Source organism: Pseudomonas protegens (genome assembly GCF_003363755.1).
GTDB lineage: Bacteria > Pseudomonadota > Gammaproteobacteria > Pseudomonadales > Pseudomonadaceae > Aquipseudomonas > Aquipseudomonas danubii.
This window is the reverse complement of the sequence record NZ_CP031396.1, coordinates 6288370-6309251: the sequence shown is the minus strand read 5'-3', so window position 1 is coordinate 6309251 and position 20882 is coordinate 6288370. Positions and strand designations below refer to the sequence as shown.

General features: G+C 64.4%; 17 protein-coding genes. 6 read left to right on the top strand and 11 right to left on the bottom strand.

Going from position 1 to position 20882, the window contains the following annotated elements; genetic code table 11:
• The first annotated feature begins 5 nt into the window (after positions 1-5).
• The gene (gene lpdA / locus DWF74_RS28710; protein WP_115582241.1) at positions 6-1397 is read left to right on the top strand and encodes a dihydrolipoyl dehydrogenase; all 1392 of its coding nucleotides are present in this window, start codon (positions 6-8) and stop codon (positions 1395-1397) included.
• A gap of 223 nt (positions 1398-1620) precedes the next feature.
• Positions 1621-2640, top strand: coding sequence for a branched-chain amino acid aminotransferase (locus tag DWF74_RS28705; RefSeq protein ID WP_015635266.1), 1020 nt, complete (start codon positions 1621-1623; stop codon positions 2638-2640).
• Positions 2641-2739: 99 nt separating this feature from the next.
• Here DWF74_RS28705 and DWF74_RS28700 read toward each other — a convergent pair whose 3' ends face one another.
• The 9 genes from DWF74_RS28700 to DWF74_RS28660 all read right to left on the bottom strand — a co-directional run bounded on the left by DWF74_RS28700 (position 2740) and on the right by DWF74_RS28660 (position 12557).
• Positions 2740-3426, bottom strand: coding sequence for a hypothetical protein (locus DWF74_RS28700; RefSeq protein ID WP_240321980.1), 687 nt, complete (start codon positions 3424-3426; stop codon positions 2740-2742).
• 24 nt (positions 3427-3450) lie between these two features.
• Positions 3451-4344 carry a TIGR03915 family putative DNA repair protein gene (locus DWF74_RS28695; RefSeq protein WP_115582239.1) on the bottom strand — a complete coding sequence of 298 codons (894 nt, stop codon included), beginning with the start codon at positions 4342-4344 and terminating at the stop codon, positions 3451-3453.
• Complete coding sequence (locus tag DWF74_RS28690; RefSeq protein WP_115582238.1) at positions 4341-5561, bottom strand: putative DNA modification/repair radical SAM protein; 1221 nt, start codon at positions 5559-5561, stop codon at positions 4341-4343. The genes DWF74_RS28695 and DWF74_RS28690 overlap by 4 nt, the downstream gene beginning before the upstream one ends.
• A 141-nt stretch (positions 5562-5702) precedes the next feature.
• Entirely contained in the window at positions 5703-6926 is a 1224-nt protein-coding gene (locus DWF74_RS28685) for a DUF1624 domain-containing protein (RefSeq protein ID WP_115582237.1), read from the bottom strand.
• A 181-nt stretch (positions 6927-7107) separates the two neighbouring features.
• Positions 7108-7905 (bottom strand): transglutaminase family protein, encoded by a 798-nt coding sequence (locus DWF74_RS28680; RefSeq protein WP_102864396.1) that lies wholly within the window; start codon positions 7903-7905, stop codon positions 7108-7110.
• Complete coding sequence (locus DWF74_RS28675) at positions 7902-8852, bottom strand: alpha-E domain-containing protein (RefSeq protein WP_102864395.1); 951 nt, start codon at positions 8850-8852, stop codon at positions 7902-7904. The genes DWF74_RS28680 and DWF74_RS28675 overlap by 4 nt, the downstream gene beginning before the upstream one ends.
• Before the next feature lie 3 nt (positions 8853-8855).
• Positions 8856-10265 carry a circularly permuted type 2 ATP-grasp protein gene (locus tag DWF74_RS28670; protein WP_115582236.1) on the bottom strand — a complete coding sequence of 470 codons (1410 nt, stop codon included), beginning with the start codon at positions 10263-10265 and terminating at the stop codon, positions 8856-8858.
• A 492-nt stretch (positions 10266-10757) separates the two neighbouring features.
• Positions 10758-11258: an AAA family ATPase gene (locus DWF74_RS28665; protein WP_115582235.1), complete on the bottom strand. Its 501-nt coding sequence runs from the start codon at positions 11256-11258 to the stop codon at positions 10758-10760.
• A gap of 90 nt (positions 11259-11348) precedes the next feature.
• On the bottom strand, positions 11349-12557 hold the full coding sequence (locus tag DWF74_RS28660) for an EAL domain-containing response regulator (protein ID WP_115582234.1): 1209 nt from the start codon (positions 12555-12557) through the stop codon (positions 11349-11351).
• 337 nt (positions 12558-12894) lie between these two features.
• On the opposite strand from DWF74_RS28660, the gene DWF74_RS28655 reads away from it, so the two are divergent.
• Positions 12895-16497, top strand: a complete 3603-nt coding sequence (locus DWF74_RS28655) for a transporter substrate-binding domain-containing protein (protein ID WP_102864391.1) — start codon at positions 12895-12897, stop codon at positions 16495-16497.
• Between the two features lie 71 nt (positions 16498-16568).
• Here DWF74_RS28655 and DWF74_RS28650 read toward each other — a convergent pair whose 3' ends face one another.
• Positions 16569-17318 (bottom strand): ArsR/SmtB family transcription factor, encoded by a 750-nt coding sequence (locus DWF74_RS28650; RefSeq protein WP_102864390.1) that lies wholly within the window; start codon positions 17316-17318, stop codon positions 16569-16571.
• Positions 17319-17399: 81 nt separating this feature from the next.
• Here DWF74_RS28650 and DWF74_RS28645 point away from each other — a divergent pair, with 81 nt between their 5' ends.
• Positions 17400-18533, top strand: a complete 1134-nt coding sequence (locus tag DWF74_RS28645) for a cytochrome P450 (RefSeq protein ID WP_102864389.1) — start codon at positions 17400-17402, stop codon at positions 18531-18533.
• Between the two features lie 82 nt (positions 18534-18615).
• Positions 18616-19110 carry a DUF1543 domain-containing protein gene (locus DWF74_RS28640; protein WP_102864388.1) on the top strand — a complete coding sequence of 165 codons (495 nt, stop codon included), beginning with the start codon at positions 18616-18618 and terminating at the stop codon, positions 19108-19110.
• On the opposite strand, the gene DWF74_RS28635 is transcribed toward DWF74_RS28640, so the two are convergent.
• Positions 19103-20071, bottom strand: a complete 969-nt coding sequence (locus DWF74_RS28635; RefSeq protein ID WP_115582233.1) for a LysR substrate-binding domain-containing protein — start codon at positions 20069-20071, stop codon at positions 19103-19105. The genes DWF74_RS28640 and DWF74_RS28635 overlap by 8 nt on opposite strands.
• Before the next feature lie 120 nt (positions 20072-20191).
• Between DWF74_RS28635 and DWF74_RS28630 the strand changes: the two genes are divergently transcribed.
• On the top strand, positions 20192-20830 hold the full coding sequence (locus DWF74_RS28630; protein ID WP_205413518.1) for a LysE family translocator: 639 nt from the start codon (positions 20192-20194) through the stop codon (positions 20828-20830).
• Positions 20831-20882: the final 52 nt, after the last annotated feature.

Sequence of the window (20882 nt, the reverse complement as noted above, 5' to 3'; positions counted from 1 at the left end):
CAGGCATGCAACAGACTCTCAACACCCAACTGCTGATCATCGGCGGCGGGCCTGGCGGTTACGTGGCGGCGATCCGTGCCGGCCAGCTGGGCATTTCCACCATCCTGGTGGAAGGCCAGGCCCTGGGCGGCACCTGCCTGAACATCGGCTGCATCCCGTCCAAGGCGCTGATTCATGTGGCCGAGCAGTTTCACCAGACCCGTCACCACAGCCAGGGCTCGGCCCTGGGCATCGAAGTGGCGGCGCCAACCCTGAACATCGGCAAGAGCGTGGAATGGAAGGACGGCATCGTCGACCGCCTGACCACCGGGGTCGCCGCGCTGTTGAAGAAAAACAAGGTCCAGGTGATTCACGGCTGGGCCAAGGTCATCGACGGCAAGACCGTGGAGATCGAAGGCACTGATACCCGCATCCAGTGCGAACACCTGCTGCTGGCCACCGGCTCGAAAAGCGTCAACCTGCCGATGCTGCCCATCGGCGGGCCGATCATCTCCTCCACCGAGGCCCTGGCGCCCAAGACCCTGCCCAAGCGCCTGACCGTGGTCGGCGGCGGCTACATCGGCCTGGAACTGGGCATTGCCTACCGCAAGCTCGGGGCCGAGGTCAGCGTGGTCGAGGCCCAGGAGCGCATTCTCCCGGCCTATGACGCCGAACTGACCCAGCCGGTGCTGGAGTCGGTGAAGCAGTTGGGGATCAAGCTCTACCTCAAGCACAGCGTGCTGGGCTTCGATGCCGCCAGCAGCAGCCTGCAGGTGCGCGAGCCCAACGGCGACACCCTGAACCTGGCCACCGATCAGGTACTGGTGGCGGTGGGTCGCAAACCCAACACCCAGGGCTGGAACCTGGAAAGCCTGAACCTGGACATGAACGGCGCGGCGATCAAGATCGACCACCGCTGCCAGACCAGCATGCGCAACGTCTGGGCCATCGGTGACCTCAGCGGCGAACCCATGCTCGCCCACCGGGCCATGGCCCAGGGCGAGATGGTCGCCGAGCTGATCGCCGGCAAGCACCGCGAGTTCAACCCGGCGGCGATCCCGGCGGTGTGTTTCACCGACCCGGAACTGGTGGTGGTGGGCAAGACTCCGGACGAGGCCCGCGCTGCCGGGCTGGATTGCATCGTCAGCAGCTTCCCGTTCGCGGCCAATGGCCGGGCCATGACCCTGGAATCGAAAAGCGGTTTCGTGCGGGTGGTGGCCCGAAGTGACAATCACCTGATTGTCGGCTGGCAGGCGGTGGGGGTCGGTGTCTCCGAATTGTCCACGGCGTTTGGCCAATCCCTGGAAATGGGCGCGCGCCTGGAAGACATCGGCGGCACCATCCACGCCCACCCGACCCTGGGTGAAGCGGTCCAGGAAGCGGCGCTGCGGGCCTTGGGCCACGCCCTGCACCTGTAAACACAACCTGTAGCCGCTGCCGCAGGCTGCGACAAGGTCCGCAGGACCTTCCGAGGGCCTCAAGAGCACGTTCTCTTCGAGGCCGATCGCAGCCTGCGGCAGCAGTTACAGGGTTCAATACGGGGATGCGGTAAGCCCCCGGAATGCAGTATTGTTGTGCCCATCCAAAAAAACGTCAGAAGCCTTAAGCCGTTCCGGCGGTTGTTAAGTGATAGAGGGTGTCATGGGTAACGAAAGCATCAATTGGGACAAGCTGGGTTTTGACTACATCAAGACAGACAAGCGCTATCTGTCGCACTGGCGTAACGGCGAGTGGGACGCGGGCACCCTGACCGAAGACAACGTGCTGCACATCAGCGAGGGCTCCACCGCCCTGCACTACGGTCAGCAATGCTTCGAAGGCCTCAAGGCCTACCGCTGCAAGGACGGCTCGATCAACCTGTTCCGTCCGGACCAGAACGCCGCGCGCATGCAGCGCAGCTGCGCCCGCCTGCTGATGCCGCAGGTGTCCACCGAACAGTTCATCGAAGCCTGCAAGGCCGTGGTCAAGGCCAACGAGCGCTTCATTCCGCCGTACGGCACCGGCGGCGCGCTGTACCTGCGTCCGTTCGTGATCGGCGTGGGTGACAACATCGGCGTGCGCACCGCGCCGGAGTTCATCTTCTCGATCTTCGCCATCCCGGTCGGCGCCTACTTCAAGGGCGGCCTGACCCCGCACAACTTCCTGATCTCCAGCTACGACCGCGCCGCCCCACAAGGCACCGGCGCGGCCAAGGTCGGTGGCAACTACGCCGCCAGCCTGATGCCGGGCTCCCAGGCCAAGAAGGCCAGCTTCGCCGACTGCATCTACCTCGACCCGCTGACCCACAGCAAGATCGAGGAAGTGGGTTCGGCCAACTTCTTCGGCATCACCCACGACGACAAATTCGTCACCCCCAACTCGCCATCGGTACTACCGGGTATCACCCGCCTGTCGCTGATCGAGCTGGCCAAGACCCGCCTGGGCCTGGAAGTGGTCGAAGGCGACGTGTTCATCGACAAGCTCTCGGACTTCAAGGAAGCCGGTGCCTGCGGTACTGCCGCGGTGATCACGCCGATCGGCGGCATCCAGTACCAGGACAAGCTGCACGTGTTCTACAGCGAAAAAGACGTCGGCCCGATCACCCAGAAGCTCTACAAAGAGCTGACCGGCGTGCAGACCGGCGACGTGGAAGCGCCAGCGGGCTGGATCGTCAAGGTCTGATTCGCCCCCTGCTGCACCCCAGCCCGCCCCTGCTTGCCAGGGGCGGGCTTTTTCATGCCTGGAGCCTGCTGGATGCCTGCCGAAGGCGGGGCTCCCCCCTCAGAGGCTGATACCGAACGACATCAGCACCTGTTGCGTTCCATCCACCACCAGCAATGCAGCCCGGGACGCCACCAAGGTGTAGAGAAAACTCGTGATCAGCACACAGAGTTCGAACCAGACGAACATCGGCCAGTCGCTGGCTCGCAGCGGTCGGCCCTGCATGAGCCACTCCATTCGATTGCGTGGCAGGTGATAAACAAGTTCGAAAATCTTCAGCTCGCGAAACTGCTTGATCACCGCGTGTATCACCCCCATCGCAGTGACTATCGCGATACACCAGAACACAACGAACTCAACCCCTTTGTTCCCGTACCCGCCAAGACTGACTGTCTGTTGAAAAAAGGCGAGGCCGACCACCGATACCACAGGCCCAACTACCCAGGCGTAAATCACCAACCCCAGGCTGGCCATGGCCACACCACTGGCAAAGACACTGATGCGAACCACCCAGGCCAGGAACCCGGGGGAAAACTTCGAATAGGCCCTCTGGGTCTCGATCACCAGCAAGGGGATCAGCATGGTCAGCACTCCAACCGCGATGTCCACGACCTTGAACCCGGTCTTGGGCAGCAGCAGCGCCGCCAGGAAGGTCACGCCGCGGCTGCCCACCCGCCACATCATCTTGGCGTCGTCAGTCACTGCCTTCGACCAGAACTCCTCGGTAATGCCCTTGCCGTCATCCACACCGTCATCCATTGACTGCCTGCCTCATTGTTCAAAGCCGCGCATTGTCAGGGAAGGTCCTGGCGTCTGCCCAGCGCTATCGCTGCGCACCTGACCGATCCGCTTGCCTGGCCGCGCTGCCACCTGGCTGGCCTGGCCGTCGCGCTGCTTGCCGTGGCGCGCTTCGCTGATCAGCGCCGGAATCAGCGGTCCCTCCGGCAGGTGCTTCCAGAACCGGGTCGGCAAATGCCCCTGCATGACCTTGGGGTTGAGCCGCGCCGGGTTGAAGATGTGGCTGTAGTAGGCCAGCCACAGCTCGCCTCCGGGGTCGTCGCCGGCCTGGGCCAGTTGCTGCCAACCAGCGGGGCACTGGCGCTGGTGGTGCAGTTGCTCGCCGTCGAAGTACACCCCGTCCCGGGGCGTGGCAATCATCCAGCGGTGGCGCCCCATGCGTCCGATGAAGTGCCGGCTGGCCTGGGCCAGGATGTCGTGGGCCGGCTCGTGCCAGGCCACGTATTCGGGTTGCTCGGCCAGGCGCGAGCGGCCCTCGGGCAGCCGGACAAATCGCACGAAGGCATGCAGGTGATGGGCCTCGCGGTCCACCTGCTTGATCCGCCGCTGCAACTCGCTGCCCAGTTGATCGCCGCTGAGCATGGCCGTGCGGTCGCCATGGCTGACCCGCCACAGCACCTCGTAAAGCAGGCTCCAGCGCTGCTCGCCGCGGTAGCAGGCGGCTCGCTGCAACAGCTCCAGCAGGGCCTGGGGAATGCGCGCGCGAAACGGTCCGGGCTGTTCGGGGCAGCTCTCGTCGCTGGCAAAGAGGTCGGCCTCCCGGGTCCCGGCCCAACTGACCCGGCTCGGATCGATGGAATGACTGAGCAGCCAGCGCGCCTGCTGGCGCCAGGTGTCGAACAGGTCGTCGCAGTCCAGGCTGATCATCCCCAGAGCCCCATCTGCTGCGGTTGCGGCCGGTCCCGCAGTTGCTGGTAGAGCAGCGCACTGCTGGTTTCCGCCTGCTGCGGGTGATAGTCGCTGGTGATGAAGAACGGCTTGGCCTTGCTCAGCACACAGCGCATGCGCGCCAGGTCCTCGAAGCGGATGCGCCGCTCGCGACGCAGCTCCACCAGGCGCTGGGTGGTGCGCAGGCCGATCCCCGGAATGCGCGCGATCAAGGTTGGCTCGGCGCGGTTCAGGTCCAGGGGAAACAGGTTGCGGTTCTCCAGCGCCCAGGCCAGCTTGGGGTCGATGTCCAGGGCCAGGTGCCCCGGCCCCTTGAAGAGTTCGTTGGCACTGAAGCCATAGCCGCGCAGCAGGAAGTCGGCCTGATACAGGCGGTGCTCGCGCATCAGCGGCGGCGCGGCCAGGGGCACGCTTTTCGGGCTGTTGGGGATCGGGCTGAACGCCGAGTAATAGACCCGGCGCAGGCGGAAATTGCCGTACAGCGCCTCGGCGCTGTGGAGAATGGTGCTGTCATCGGTGTCGTCGGCACCGACGATCATCTGGGTGCTCTGCCCCGCTGGGGCGAAACGCGGCGCCCGGGGCTCGTTGCGCACGGTCTGCTCGCCGGTATAGATGGTGCGCATGGCCTGCTTGATCGAGCCCAGGTGTTTTTCCGGGGCCAGGGTCTTGAGGCCCTGGTCAGTGGGCAGCTCGACATTGACGCTGAGGCGGTCGGCATAGCGCCCGGCTTGCTCGATCAGCAGCGGGTCGGCGTCGGGAATGGTCTTGAGGTGGATGTAGCCGCGGAACTCGTGCTCTTCACGCAACAGCCTCGCCACCTGCACCAACTGCTCCATGGTGTAGTCCGCCGAGCGGATGATCCCGGAGCTGAGGAACAGCCCGCTGACGCAATTGCGCCGGTAGAAATCCAGGGTCAGGCGCACCACTTCCTCGGGGCTGAAACGGGCCCGGGGCACATCGCTGGAGCGGCGGTTGACGCAGTACTGGCAGTCGTAGAGGCAGAAATTGGTCAGCAGCACCTTGAGCAGCGAGACGCAGCGCCCGTCCGGCGTATAGCTGTGGCAGATGCCCATGCCATTGCTCGAGCCCAACCCGCTCTTGCCTTCGGAACTGCGCTTGGGTGCGCCGCTGCTGGCGCAGGAAGCGTCGTACTTGGCGGCGTCGGCGAGGATGCTCAGCTTGTCGATCAGTTGCATGGCGAGGCTCGAATACTGTTTTTATATACAGTACAGAGAGTGCCCCATGCCGTTCAAGCGGTGTTTATCGGCGCCGGCAAAAAAACGCTGATTGCCCTGCCTGCGCCAGCAATCCGGTGCAGGCAGCAAGGGACTGGCCCCTTAGAAGTACTTCAGCCAGGCCAGGTCGCGGCGCCGGGCCTTGAGTCGGGCGAAGCCCCGCACCGGCGGGTACAGGACCAAGGCCAGAAGCAACGTGATCAGCCACAGCCAGCCCAGCGAGTCGAAGCCAAAATAGGCCCCTTGATTGCGTCCCAGCAGCGCCACGGCCAGCAGATACAGGCCCTTGAGCACATACAAGTGCAACAGGTAGAAGAACATCGGCGCCGCGCCAAATACGCCGAGCACCCGGATCAAACCGCTGTCCTGCCGCCGCTCCAGGGCCCGCAGCAGAAGCAGCCCGGCGCCCAGGGTCAGGGCGATAAACAGCAGCGACGGCGGGTATTTGGTGATGTTGAAAAAGCTCATCAGGGTTTGCCCCAAGGTCTCGCCACTGACCCAGGGCCGCTCGCCATAGCCGTTAAGCAGCCGCAGCACGATGAACCCCGCCAGCGCCGTCAGCCCCCATCGCAACAGACGCTGCTGTCGCTGAGCGGCCCCGGCTTCGCGGGCGAACCAGGGCCCCAGGGCATAACCCAGGCCGATCACGCCGATCCATGGCAGCAGCGGATAGGAGGTCCGCAGACGCAGCCCTTCGCCCCATTCGATCCAGCCGCGATCATGCAGGATCGCCCAGGGCACGTGCAGCGCCTCGCCCCATTCGATCCAGCCGCGATCATGCAGGATCGCCCAGGGCACGTGCAGCGCCTCGCCCGGGGCGAAATGCAGCCCATCCAGCAGATTGTGCCCGCCGATCAGCAGCAGGCTCAGGCCCAACAACAGCGCCCGAGGCAGCCACAACAGGGCCGACAGCGCCAGCATGCTCAGGCCGATGACCCAGATCACCTGCAGATAGATCAGCGTCGGCGGGATCTGCCCGGTCCAGGCGAAGTTCACCAGGGTCAGTTCCAGCACCACCAGGAACAACCCACGCTTGAACAGGAAAGCGCTGGCCTCGGCCCGATGGCCGTGCTTCTGGGCAAACAGGTAAGCCGAAAGCCCGGTCAGCAGGACAAACACCGGCGCGCACAGGTGTGCCAGGGTGCGGCTGACAAATAGCCCGGGCTCGGTGGTGGCCACGTCCATGGGATCGCTCACCTGCCGGTGCAGGAAGAAGGTTTCCCGCACATGGTCCAGTAGCATGAACAGCATCACCAGGCCGCGCAGGGCATCGATACTCAGCAGCCGGGTGCCGAGGCTCGCGGGAGGGTTGGGTAAAGAACTCATAAGGAGGGATCGCAGCGTCAGGTTCAAAGGGACGGTGCCGGTCTCGCGCCCGGCAAATCGGCCGTTACTTTATAACATCTGGCTGTCTATCCAAAACTCCTTAGCTGTGGCCACGGCCCCAGGCAACAATCGACCCGTAGCGCCGCGCCCGCCAGGGCACGGGCGGCGACGCTGCGCGGCGTTACTGATGCTGGAACTGCACCATGGAACTGACCTGGACCCGAGCCTGCATCTGTTCAGCCCCTCCCCCGCGACGCATGCCGCGCACCGGGCAGGCATCCAGGTAGTCCAGGCCCACCGCCAGTTTCAGGTGACGCTCGGGTCGCGCCAGGCGGTTGGTCACGTCGAAGCTGTACCAGCCGTCGTCGAGCCAGGCTTCGGCCCAGGCATGGCTGGCCAGGTGGCTGGCGTCCTCGGTGCACAGGTAGCCGGAGACGTAACGCGCGGGAATCCCCAGGCTGCGGGCGCAGGCCAGGAACGCGTGGGTATGGTCCTGGCAGACCCCGGCAGCGCCGGCAAAAGCTTCGGCCGCAGTACTGCCAACCCCGGTGGCGCCCGGGCTGTAGGGCATGTGCTCGGCCAGGGCCTGCATCAGCTCGATCAGCGCGGCGCGATCACGGCGCTCGCCGCAATGGCGCCGGGCAAAGTCGCAAAGGGCCGAGTCCGCCTTGCTCAGGTGGCTGCAACGCAGGAACGGCAGCGGCGACTGGCTGTCGCCCTCCACTTCCCGCGTGCCATCGATCTGCACTTCGCCAAAGGCCGTGAGGACAATGGCGCCGTGGGGCTCGTCGAGGGTCATGACATGCAGGATATTGCCGTAGGGGTCGCGCTGGGCGCGCACCTGCCGTGGCAGCTCCAGGTGCCATTGGAGGATCTGCTGGCGCTGGCTGTCCTGGGGCGTCAACCGCAGGAACTGGATGCTGGTGCAGACTTCATCGGCGTAGCTGTAGGTCGTGTCGTGACGAATGGACAGTTTCATACCACCTCCAGATAGGACTCATGCACGGTCTGCCCCAAGTGGCGGATCTGCCCGATGCAATCGGTCAGCCACTGGTGCAGGCCGGAATCGAGAATCTCGTTGATCCCGGTGTAGCGCAGGCGCGCATTCAGCTCGGCGGCCAGGCGCTGGGCCGGACGCCCGTTGTCCCCCGGCAAGGTGGCCAGGAGCTGGTCCAGTTCCTCGACACAGGCATGCAGCGAGCGCGGCACATCGGCGCGCAACAGCAGCATCTCGGACACCTGCTCGGCCCCCGGGGCATTGCGGTAGATCTCGTTGAACGCTTCGAAGGACGACAAGGCACGGAGCAAGGCGCTCCACTGGTAATAGCCCCGGGCCGAGTTATCGCTGACTTCCTCGGACTCCTCGCCGAACATTTCATAGCGTGCGTCCAGCAGGCGCAGGGTGTTGTCGGCGCGCTCGATAAAGGTCCCCAGGCGAATGAAGCGATAGGCGTCGTTGCGCATGATGGTGCCGGCGGTGGCACCGCGGAACAGATGCGAACGCTCCTTGACCCACTCGCAGAACTGGCTGATGCCGTAGCGCCCCAGGCCATTGCGGGCGATGTTGCGCATCTCCAGCCAGGTGGCGTTGATGTTCTCCCACATGTCCGCGGTGATCCGCCCGCGCACCGCGTGAGCGTTGCTGCGGGCCGCCCGCAGGCAGCAGTAGATGCTCCCCGGGTTGGTCTCGTCGAGGGCGAAAAAGTGCAGCATGCGCTCGGTGTTCAGTTCACCGTAGCGCTGGTTGTAGTCATCCAGGGTGCCAGCCGCCAGCAACGACATGGCCAGTTCGGCATGGCCGTCACCGCGCCCGGCCTGGGGCATCAGCGACAGCGAATAACTGACCTCGAGCATGCGCGCCAGGTTCTCGGCGCGCTCCAGGTAGCGGGACATCCAGTACAGGTCCGCAGCGGTTCTTGAGAGCATGGTTCAGTCCTCCACTACCCAGGTGTCTTTGGTGCCGCCGCCCTGGGACGAGTTCACCACCAGCGAGCCTTCGCGCAGCGCCACGCGGGTCAGGCCGCCGGGCACCAGGCGGGTTTCCCGGCCGGAGAGTACGAACGGCCGCAGGTCGATGTGCCGCGGGGCGATGCCGCTTTCGACAAAAGTCGGGCAGGTGGACAGGGATAGGGTCGGCTGGGCGATGTAAGCCTCGGGGCGAGCCTTGAGGCGGGTGCGGAATTCTTCGATCTCCGCTGCGGTGGCCGCCGGCCCTACCAGCATGCCGTAGCCGCCGGAGCCCTGGGTTTCCTTGACCACCAGGTCCGGCAGGTTGGCCAGCACATGGGACAGCTCGGCGGGCTTGCGGCACTGCCAGGTGGGCACGTTCTTGAGGATCGGTTCTTCGCTCAGGTAGAAGCGGATCATCTCGTCCACATAGGGATAGATCGACTTGTCGTCGGCGACCCCGGTGCCCACGGCGTTGGCCAGCACCACATTGCCGCAGCGATAGGCGGCGATCAGCCCGGGCACGCCGAGCATGGAATCGGGGTTGAACGACAGCGGATCGAGGTAGGCATCGTCCAGCCGACGGTAGATCACGTCCACCGCCTGGGCGCCGGAAGTGGTGCGCATGAACACCCGGTCGTCACGCACGAACAGGTCGGCGCCTTCTACCAGTTCCACGCCCATTTCCCGGGCAAGGAACGCGTGCTCGAAATAGGCACTGTTGAAACGTCCCGGGGTCAGCACCACCACCGTCGGGTTGTCCAGGGGGCTGGAGCTCTTCAGGGTGTCCAGCAACAGGTTGGGATAATGATCGATGGGGGCAATGCGCTGGGCGGCAAACAACTCGGGAAACAGACGCATCATCATCTTGCGGTCTTCAAGCATGTAGCTCACGCCGCTGGGGGTGCGCAGGTTGTCCTCCAGCACGTAGTAGCTGCCATCGCCGTCGCGCACCAGATCGACCCCGGCGATATGGGCGTAGGTGCCCCGGTGCAGGTCCAGGCCCTGCATGGCCATCTGATAGCCTTCGTTGGCCAGCACCTGCTCGGCGGGAATGATGCCTTCCTTGATGATCCGCTGGCCGTGATAGATATCCGCCAGGAACAGGTTCAGCGCCTGGACCCGCTGCACGCAGCCGCGCTCCACCGTGCGCCACTCGCTGGCCTTGATGCTGCGGGGAATGATGTCGAAGGGAATCAGGCGTTCAGTGCCCTGTTCGTCGCCGTACAGGGTGAAGGTGATACCGGCGCGGTGGAACAACAGGTCGGCTTCACGCCGACGCTGGTCCAGCAGCTCCAGGGGCGTGTCCGCCAGCCAACGGGCGAACGCTTCGTAGTGTGGTCGACAGGTGCCGCTGGCAGCGTACATTTCATCGAAAAAAGCGCGGGACATAGCCAACTCCTTGCCGCGATATGAACGGCTTTTTATTTGAACCCTGTGTGTGCGTGACCCGGCTTTAACCTTGAAGGGATGATAGTTCCCCTGTGTGCGAGCACCTCCTGGGCCCACGGTCGGACGGCCCCTGCCGCCCGCTTCACAGAGCGGTAGCAAAGGCTATGCCGCAAATGCCCAAACCACGGCCACTGCGGCATATGGCCTGAAAAACCCCACAAATAGCGACAAATACATTCATAAAGGAGACATCTATCCCCGCCAGGAAGCGGTCTTGGGGACGCCCATGGGGACCCTGCCCGAGTCATGGCAAACGGTTGCGGGCTGAATCGGTGCACAAAGCCCCAGGGAGGATTTTTTTGCCCCGTTATCGGGAGCTTTGCCGGCAATAGGGCGTGCACTGGCCAGCAGCGGCCCCTGAACACTGACCGCCAGCGCACCATCGAGGTTCAAGGCATTGACTGGCCACAGCGAGGATTGGCCGGTCGGCCGTCAGCTGCGCACCGGCAACCGAGCCAGGATCAGCGCCACCGCCTGCTGCGGCGACAGGCTCGCACTGTCCAGGCGCAAGGGCGACTGCGCCCAGGCCTGGTAGTCGTGATCGAGTACCGACTGCCAACTGGGCGCTTGCAGCCCCGGCACATCCACCTGCCGGGTCTCGACCCGCCGTCGATGTTCCCGGGGGTCGGAACAGATCACCTCGACATCCAGCAGGAGCACTCCCAGTCGTTGCGCCAGATCGCTCCAGGCCTGACGACTTTCGGCCACGGGATTGACGCAATCGGCCAGCACCGGGTTGCCCAGGGCCAGATTGGCCTCGGCCAGTTGCAGGGCGATCTGGTAACCGGCCTTGCCGACCTCTGCCAGGCCGGCATCGCGCAGGCCCTGCTCGATGCTGTCGATACGCAGGTAGGTGGCTCCCAAGTGGGGAGCCAGGGTGCGAGCGATGGTGGTCTTGCCGGAGCCCGGCAATCCGCTGAATACGATGAGCATGCATGGCCCTGGCTGGAACGTTGGAGGGCAAGCTTCAACGCAATCGCCGTCGACGTCCAGCGCGGGACCCTCCAACACCGCAGAGCAGTGTCAGGGAAACACTAAAGGTTGCTCGGCCGGGATGCTTCGCGGCCAGGACAACAGTGCGCTTTCCGACATCGGCCGGGCGTACCAGTACCCCTGGGCCATGACGCAGCCTATTTCCAGCAACAGGCGCCGTTCGAGCTGGGTTTCCACCCCCTCCACCACCAGGCACATTTCCAGGTTGCTGGCTAAGGCCAGGGAGGCACCGACCACCGCGCGACAGCGGGGCTGACGCACCAGTTCACGGACAAAATGCGCATCGAGCTTGATCTGGTTGAACGGCAGTTCGCACAGACGCTGCAAGGAGGAATAGCCGGCGCCGAAGTCGTCGATGGCCAGGTTGCACTCCATCATCCGCAGACGCACCAGGTTTTCCAGGCTGATGGCCGGCGCCTGCACCAGGCCCACCTCGGTGATTTCGAACGTCAGCAACCGCGGCGGAACCTGATGCCGGTCGATGGCCTGACGGATGTGCCTGACGATGTCACCGCTGGCCAGTTGTCGGGGCATCAGGTTGAACGCCAGCTCCAGTTCTTCACCCTGGTCCAGCAGTCGGCGCTGCAGGGCCATGCTCTGGTCAAGCTGCTGGTGGAGAACCTCGTCCAGCAGGCCTGCGGCCTCCAGCTCATCGAGAAAGGCCGCCGGCGCCAGGACCCCGCGCTCGGGATGGCACCAACGCATCAGCACTTCGGCGCCACAGCAACTGGCGTGGCGCAGGTCGAACTTGGGTTGGTAGTAGGCGACGAACTGGCCCTGCTCGACGCCCCGCTGCAGGTCTTCAAGGCTCACCGGGGCAAAGTGCCGGGACGGTGCCGGAACCTGTTGCTGATGGCGCTGCTGATACAGTTCGAGCATCGCCTGCAAGGCTTCCAGGTCCGCCGGCTTGCCCACGTCCCCCAGGACGATCAACCCATGCAGGCTGATCATCTGCAACACTGCGCGACGCAGATCGGACTCAATCAGGCTGTAGAGAATCACCGCCCGCACCAAGTGCTCCTCACTGGCTCGCCGCAAGAACTCCAGGCCGTCCATGCCCGACATCTGCAAGTCGCACAGAACGATGTCCGCCGCACCGCGCTCACGCAGCAGGTTCAGGGCACTGTCCCCATCGGACGCCGCCAATGGCTGAGCTACATCCAGGCGTCGCAATTGCTCCAGGGCCAGTAGTTGCTGCACCGGATGGTCTTCAAGCACCAATATTTTCAGGGTATTCACGCGCGGCTCCAGGGTGAGCGGCGACTGCCGAGGGGCCCGATAACGGATCGCTAGGCACCTTCTGTGGCACTAACCGACAGAAGTATCGCAAGGGTGCAGATAGACACAAGCGTATCGCCAACCGAACGCGGGTCAAGACAAAGCCCCTACCTTCGGTCCGCCAGCCTTGACGGGCTTGCCCAAGCCCGGGCAACTCAGGAAAATAGGCCCGTTTCGCGCTCTTCCTTGATCTATATTGATATCCAGCATTGACGATCAGCCCTTGTGCGGCGGTCAACTCAGCCAGCCCAGTTCCTCCTCGACTCATCCTTGTGCCGTTCTTCGATCAGGAGCCCCGATGCCCCGCTTCCTCCTGCCAACGCTGATATGGCTGGCATGCTTTCCCGCCTTGGGAGACACAGCAACTCCCTTGCAACTGCTCAACTATGAATCACCCCACCACCATGAATTGCCCTTGACCAACGATGATTGGCAATGGCTGCGCAACAAGCGCGAACTGGTGCTGGGCACCTCGCAGCAGAACCTGCCACCGCTGGAGATGGTCAACGAGTCCAGGGAATACGAAGGCATCACCGCAGACTACATCGGCCTGCTGGCGGACGCTCTGAGGGTGAAGATCAGCGTCCGTGCCTATGACAACCGCGAACAGGTCTTCAAGGCCCTGGCCAAGGGTGAGATCGACTTCATGGGCAGCGTGACACCGGTCGATGCCCAGCAACATCAGCTCCTGCGCAGCCAACGCTACCTGGTCAATCGCCCGACGCTGGTGGCCCGCCTCGGGGACTCTCCATCGCTGAAAAACGGCTTGCAGGGACGTCGCCTGGCCATTTCCCCGGATACCATCAGCCTGCCCGTTGCCCGGGCCATGTACCCCAAGGCACAGATCGAAGGCTACGACAGCACGGATGCCGCCATGGCCGCCGTGGCCTTCGGTGATGCCGATGTGCTGCTCAGCGATGCGGTCTCGGCGCAGTTCCTGATCTCGCGCAACTACAGCGACTACCTGCGGATCATCTATAGCGGCCCCGCGAGCATCCCGGGTTTCGCCTTCGCCGTGAACCCAGACAACCAGCAGTTGCAACGCCTGATCGACAGTGCGCTGCAAGCGATCCACAAGGAACAGGACATCAGCATCCGCAATCGCTGGGGCGACCGCCTGCTGCTGAGCATGGAAAAAACCGATCTCACGGCCGACGAACAACGCTGGATCGAAAACAACCCCGTGGTGCGCATCGGCATCCACCGCTATCTGCCACCGATGTCCTACTTCGACGCCGAAGGCAATTACCTGGGGATTACCTCCGACCTGCTGGCCATGCTGGAGACCAAGACCGGGCTGAGTTTCGAGATCGATGCCATGCCCAGCTTCACGGACCTCAACAACGCCGTACGCGAGGGCCGGGTGCAGATGGTGGCCGATCGAGCCCGCAACCCCGAGCGCGAAGGCTACTTGCAATTCACCCGCCCCTACCTGGTCGGGCCCTACATGTTGATCACTCGCGACGCTCCCGATGCGCCGAAAACCCTGGAAGAAATGGCCGGCAAGACCCTGCTGATCGGCAGCGGCCATGCCCTGGTGCCGCTGCTGCGCCAGCGCTATCCACAGATCCGGGTCAAAGAAGTACAAACCAACTTCGAAGCCCTGGCCCTGCTGCGCGACCACAAGGGCGATGCTGCGGTGCAAGCGGAAATCGCCGTCAGTTTCAACTTGCCGCGCATCAAGCAAGACCAGCTCAAGGTCCGATCGGCCCTGAACCTGCCGCTGCTGAACGAATCCTTCGGCGTGCGCAGGGACCAACTGGAGCTGTTCAGCATCATCGACAAGTCCTTGCGCAGCATTTCTCCCGACGCCATTACCGAGCTCAATAATCGTTGGCGCTCCAAGGCCGCTGTCGTCCCTCCTTCCTGGCGCGACTACCGCACCACCCTCTACCTGGCGGGTGCCGTCTGCGTGCTGTTGCTGCTGATCGCCCTGGCCTGGGGCTATGCCATGCGCCGCCAGGTCAGCCAGCGCGAACGGGCCGAGCATGCGCTCAACGATCAAATGCGCTTCATGGACGCGCTGATCAACGGCACGCCGAATCCGATCTACGTGCGCGACCTCGAGCGGCGCCTGGTGATCTGCAATGACAGCTATCTCAAGACCATGGGCACCGATCGCGAGAGCGTGCTGGGCAGCAACCTCGAACAGTTGGCGGTGCCCGAAGCCGGTCTGTTCGCTAAAGATTTCCAAAGCATCCTCGACGGTGGCCCGCCGCTGCTGATCGACCGCACCGTCCATATCCGCGGGCAGCAGACGCAGATCTACCACTGGATGCTGCCCTATCGAAATGCCCAGGGCGAAATCCTCGGCATCATCGGCGGCTGGCTGGACATCAGTGAGCGCCAGCAACTGCTGGACGAGCTGACCCAGGCCAAGAACGACGCCGACAAGGCCAACCGCGCCAAGACTACCTTCCTGGCCACCATGAGCCATGAGATCCGTACCCCCATGAGCGCGGTCATCGGCATGCTGGAACTGGCCCTCAAGCGTGCCGACCAGGGCCAGCTCGACCGCAGCTCGATCGAGGTGGCCTACAGTTCGGCCCAGGGCCTGCTGGAGTTGATCGGCGACATCCTGGACATCGCCCGGATCGAAAGCGGACGCCTGAGCCTGAGCCCCGAACGGGCCAACCTGCGGGATCTGGTGGAGTCGGTGTTCCGGGTCTTCGATGGCCTGGCCCGGCAAAAGGGCCTGCGCCTGGAGCTGGATCTGGACAGCAGCGTCAATGGCGACGTGCTGGTGGACCCACTGCGCTTCAAGCAGGTGCTGTCGAATCTGCTGAGCAATGCGATCAAGTTCACCGAACACGGCGGGGTGCAGATCCGTTTGCAGGCCGAGGGTGACGATGCGCAACTTTTGCCCCTGCTGCTGACCGTCAAGGACACCGGGATCGGCATCGATCCCGACGACCAGCAACGGCTGTTCCAGCCCTTCAGCCAGGTGCCAGGGCAACATCAGAACGCCCGCTCGGGCACCGGACTGGGGCTGGTGATCTGCCGCACGCTCTGCGAAATGATGGGCGGCCAACTGCGTCTGGAGAGCCAGCCGGGCGTCGGCACCCTGGCCCGGGTGCAGGTGCAGTTGAATCGCCTCGACCCACTGCCCGATGCCCCGCCTGCTGTAGCGCAAGCCACCCCGTCGGTCGCCGCCAGGGCACCGCTGCATATCCTGGTGGTGGACGACAGCCAGGCCAATCGCCAACTGCTGTGCGAACAACTGCGCTTCCTGAACTATTCATTGAGCCAGGCGCAGAACGGCGCCGAAGCCTACAAAGTCTGGCAGCGGGAAACTTTCGACGTGGTGATCACCGACTGCAACATGCCGGTGCTGAACGGCTATGAACTGACCCGACAAATCCGTGTTGCCGAACAGATCCAGGGCCGGCCGCCGGTGCAGATCTTCGGCTTTACCGCCAACGTCCAACCCGAAGAGGAACAGCGTTGCCGGGACGCCGGCATGAATGGATGCATCTTCAAGCCTATTGCCCTGCCGGAACTGGACCGCCGTCTGCGAGAACTGCCCGCCCTGCCCCGCTTGCAACTCAAGGCCAACAGTGAGCGCTTCGACATCCAGCAACTGGACCACCTCACCGGCGGCAACCCAGCATCCATTCAGCGGGTGCTCAAGGGCTTGCACCAGAGCAACCAGCAGGACTTGAAGCAGATCCGCGGGTTGCTGGCCAACCCCGACAATAAAGGCGTGACCGACCTGGCTCACCGTATCCGCGGCGCGGCGCGGATCATCAATGCCCAGGCCCTGATCGATGAATGCGAATACCTGGAGAAGGCCTGCCGCGAAGGCGCGAATGCCGGCCAGATCAAGACGGCATTGACGCGATTGGAGCAGGCCATGGTGGGGCTGGATCGTGACTTGCTGGAGTCCGTGGTGCCCGATTGAGCAGCCCTGGCATCAGCTGATCGCACACTCGGGCACTGCACCAGAGCCCCTTACCGCACAGCCGCCGGGGTTCAGGCCCCCAGGCTTTGCAGCTCCAGACTGGCCGACGCCGACAGCGGCTTGGATGGCTGAATCAAGGCGATACCGAAGTACTTGCTGATGTAGCGCCCGCCGGTGCCGGTCAGGGTCAGGGCTCGGCTGTCCACATCCTGCCTCAGCCATTTGCGCTGCAACAGCACCCGCAGCAGCGCCGCCCCCAAGGCGCCCGCCAGGTGCGGGCTGCGCATGCTCCAGTCCAGGCACGGACAGGCCAGGTTTCGGCGCAGCCTGCTCAGTTCGGCCACGTCGATGCCCAGGCCGCGGAAGAACTCGACACCACTGTCACTGACCCGGTAGTCCTCGCCCTCCTCCCCCATCAGCAACCAGCCGGCTTCCAGCATCCGGTCGTGCAACTGCACCCCCAGGGTGCCCGCCAGGTGGTCGTAGCAAGTGCGGGCAAATTGCAGGCGGTCCGGGGTACGCGGGGTGAAGGTGCTGCCCTGGCCGATCACCATCAGGGCCTCCAGGGCCTGGGCCACCAGCGGATCGCCGAGGCCGTAGTAACGGTGCCGCCCCTGGACCTGCACCCGCAGCAGGCCGGCGTCCCTGAGCTTGGCCAGGTGGGCGCTGGCGGTGGAAGTGCTGACCTCGGCAATCGCCGCCAGCTCGGTGCTGGTACGGGCGTGGCCATCCATCAGCGCACAAAGCATCCGGGTACGGGCCGGCTCGGCGATGGCCGCCGCCACGTTGGATACCCCCAGGTCGTTCTGCACTACATTCATATTTCGCTCCATGACGAATCGTGTCTTCGAAAAGATGAGGATAGTAGCAACCTGGATATCTGCCCAACAAAGAGACAAATCATGGACCCGATCAGCGCTGCCACCCACTTTGCCCCCTACGATTTCTATTACGCCCGCCTGCGTGCCCGGGGAGGCCTGACCTACGATTCAGCGCTGGGCCTATGGGTCGCCAGCAGCGCCGCCGCAGTGGCGGCGGTGCTGAACCACCCCGCCTGCCGTGTCCGACCGCCCCAGGAGCCGGTGCCCCGGGCCATCGCCGGGCGGCCTGCCGGGGACGTGTTTGCACGCCTGATGCGGATGAACGATGGCCTGCGCCACGGCTGTCCCCGTGCAGCCATGGCGGCGCCGCTGCAGCAGCTGGGCACCATCGACCTGCAGCCCTGGCTGGAACAGTGGCGCCCTGCCCTGAGCGCCCCCCAAGGCGCCAACGATCTGCAACGCTGGCAATGGCGCCTGCCGGTGGCACTGCTGGCAGGACTGCTGGGAATAGCCGCCGAGCGGCGCGAAGACCTTGCCCGACGCACCGGCGAATTCGTAGCCTGCCTCTCCCCCTTGAGCAACGCAGAACAGTTGCAGGCCGCCGACTCAGCGGCGCAGCACTTGATCCAACAGATGCAGGCATTGCTCGATGCGCCGCAACACAGCCCGTTCCTGAGGGCGATCCTCGAGCGCAGCCAGGGCCTTGCCCCAGAAGATCTGCAGGCCAACCTGCTGGGCCTGCTGGCACAAACCCACGACGCCTGCGCCGGGCTGATCGGCAACAGCCTGATCGCCCTGCTGGCGGAGCCGTCGCTGTGCCAGCGCCTGTCCCATGACCCGGACCGGCTCAGTGCCTGGCTGCTCCAACGCCAGCGCCTGGACCCGCCGGTGCAGAACACCCGACGGTTCGTCGCCACGGCTTGCACCCTGCTGGGCGTGGACCTGCAAGCCGGCGAGACGGTGCTGGTGCTGTTGGCGGCGGCCAACCACGACCCGGCCCTGGCCGCGGTCACCGGCTGCGATCCGGCATACCAGGGGTTCAGCTTTGGCAGCGGCACGCACCGCTGTCCCGGCCAGGGCCTGGCGCTGAACATCGTCCAGAGTTTGCTGCAGCAGCTGCTGCGCTCGCCGGGGCTGAGCACCCTGACGCTAGACTGGAATTACCTGCCTTCGGTCAACGGCCGCCTGCCGCTGTTCACCGATGCCGCCGGATAACCGGCAAGCGCCTTGGCAGTCTCCGCGCGCTTGAGGTAAAAGGTGCCCCACGGCCAAAACCGATCCTGGAAAAGGAACAACAATGCTGTTTGTGGTGATGCTGGGGGGAAAACACCCCAGAGCGAAAATTGAAGTCCACGATGTCCAGTTCGTGGTCGCCGAGCGTCTCGAAGCCGCCTACCCGCAACTGCGCGAAGGCTGGTTCGGCAGCCAGGCGGGCTTGCACATCGACGCCTGGATGCAGGTCGACGGGGTCGAGGACTACAAGGTCGAACTCAGCCCCCTGGCACCGCAGCCGGGTGCACCACGCCTGTACTTCCTGAACCTGGGCGGTTACGAAGCGGCGGCCTTTGGCGAGGCCCACAGCTACCTGCTGGTGGTGGCCCGGGACAAGGCCGAAGCCAAGGCCAAAGGCAAACGGCAGATGCTGGCCCACTGGCACAAATCCCACACCGATGCCTTGCTGGACGTGGACGACTGCCTGCCGATCGACCTGCTGGAGGGCCGTTATGTGCACCTGGTGCCCGGCCCGCACCGGGGCATCGTGCAGCGCAACGACTACATCCTCCTCAACTGAGTTCAGGACGGCCGGTGACCGCCCCCGGCACCCGGTAGTCCAGTTCGAGGTCGCTGATATCCAGCACCTGGCTCAATAGAAACGCCCGCAACCGGGCGATGTGCTCCTGGCGTGGACTGTCGCGCAGCCACACCAGGTAATAGCCGTCCCCTGAGGCCACCGCGCTGGGGAACGGCAGGCTGATCCGCCCCAGGCGAATGTCCTGCGCCACCAGATGCAGGTCGCCGATCGACAGGCCGTGCCCGGCCATGGCAGCGCAGATCGCCTGGTCCAGGGTGTCGAAGACATTGCCCCGCTCCAGCCGCACCTGCTCCAGCAACGCCCGGTCCTGCGGTGCTTGTGCCTGCAGCCAGCGGCGCCAGTCGCGACGGTCCGCCGAAGGATGGATCAGCTCGGCGTCCTTGAGCCGTTCCAGGGTCCAGGGCGGTCCGTCCGCGGGCTCGGGTGGGCCGATGGGAATCAGCCACTCATCGAACAGCTTGCAGGCCTCGATCCCGGCGCCAAAGTGTCCGTTGCCCAGGAGAATCGCGCAGTCGTAGGGCTCGGCGTAAAAATCCACATGGTCGAAGTCCATCCAGACACTGGCCAGTTGCACCGCCAGTGCCGGCTGTTGCCCCTTGAGAGCCTCCAGAACCCGCAGCAGCCAGCGCATGGTCAGGGTCGAAGGCGCCTTGAGACGCAACTGGCCGGTGTTGGCCCGCAGCGGCAGGCAGGCATCCTCGATGATCCGAAAGCCCACCTTGAGCTCCCGGGCCAGGCGCTGTCCGGCTTCGGTAAGCACCAGCCTGGGGCCGTGGCGCTCGAACAGGCGACAGCCGAACTGACTTTCCAGGGTACGGATATGCCGGCTGATGGCGCTTTGGGTCAGGGACAGTTCCTCGGCGGCCCGGGTAAAGGAGCTGGAACGGGCGGCCACTTCAAAGGCCCGTAACGCGTAGAGCGGCGGCAGGGATTCGACCATCGACAGGCACCAATAATGATTAAAACTCATAGTAGGTCATAGCTTTTTGCGTTTTTCAATGCAGCTCAAAGCCGCCAAGCTGAGGCCTTTCACATGACTTGAAAGGCGTTATTCGTGGACCTGAACCTGTCGTTATTATTGGCCTACGCACTCAGCGTACTGATGCTGGTGGCCACCCCGGGGCCCGTGGTGGCCCTGATCGTCAACACCAGCATGAACGCCGGGCCGCGCCAGGCCGTGTTGACCGCCCTGGGCACCAACGCCGCCTCACTGCTGCTGGCGCTGCTGGCGGTGCTGATGCTGACCACCGGCCTGGCGCTGGACCCGCGCCTGATCGGCTGGGTCAGTCTGCTGGGCTGTTGCTTCATCGGCTGGCTGGGCGTGCAAGGACTGCGCGAGGTGTTTGGCCCGGCACCCGCGGAAGCGGCGCCACACACCGACCAGGGCCGCCAGGGCCTGGCCAGCGGTTTCCTGGTGGGAATCGGCAACCCCAAGGACATCGTGTTCTTTGCCTCCTTCTTCCCCCAGTTCATCCAGGTCACCCGCTCCTTGCAGCACAGTGCGCTGCTGCTGACGCTGGTCTGGATGCTGGTGGATTTTGCCGTGCTGGGGGCTTACATCCTGGTGGCGCGTCAGGGTTTCTCGCTGAAGTACAAACGCCTGGTGACCGGCATTTCCAGCCTGGCGCTGCTACTGGTGGCTCTGCTGGGCCTGGGCTACGCCGTGCTGGAACTGAGCAATGCCGGCGCCCACCGGTGACGCGTGACTGTGCCCCGGGCATTCGTAGCCCGTGGCGACATTGTGGAAAAAC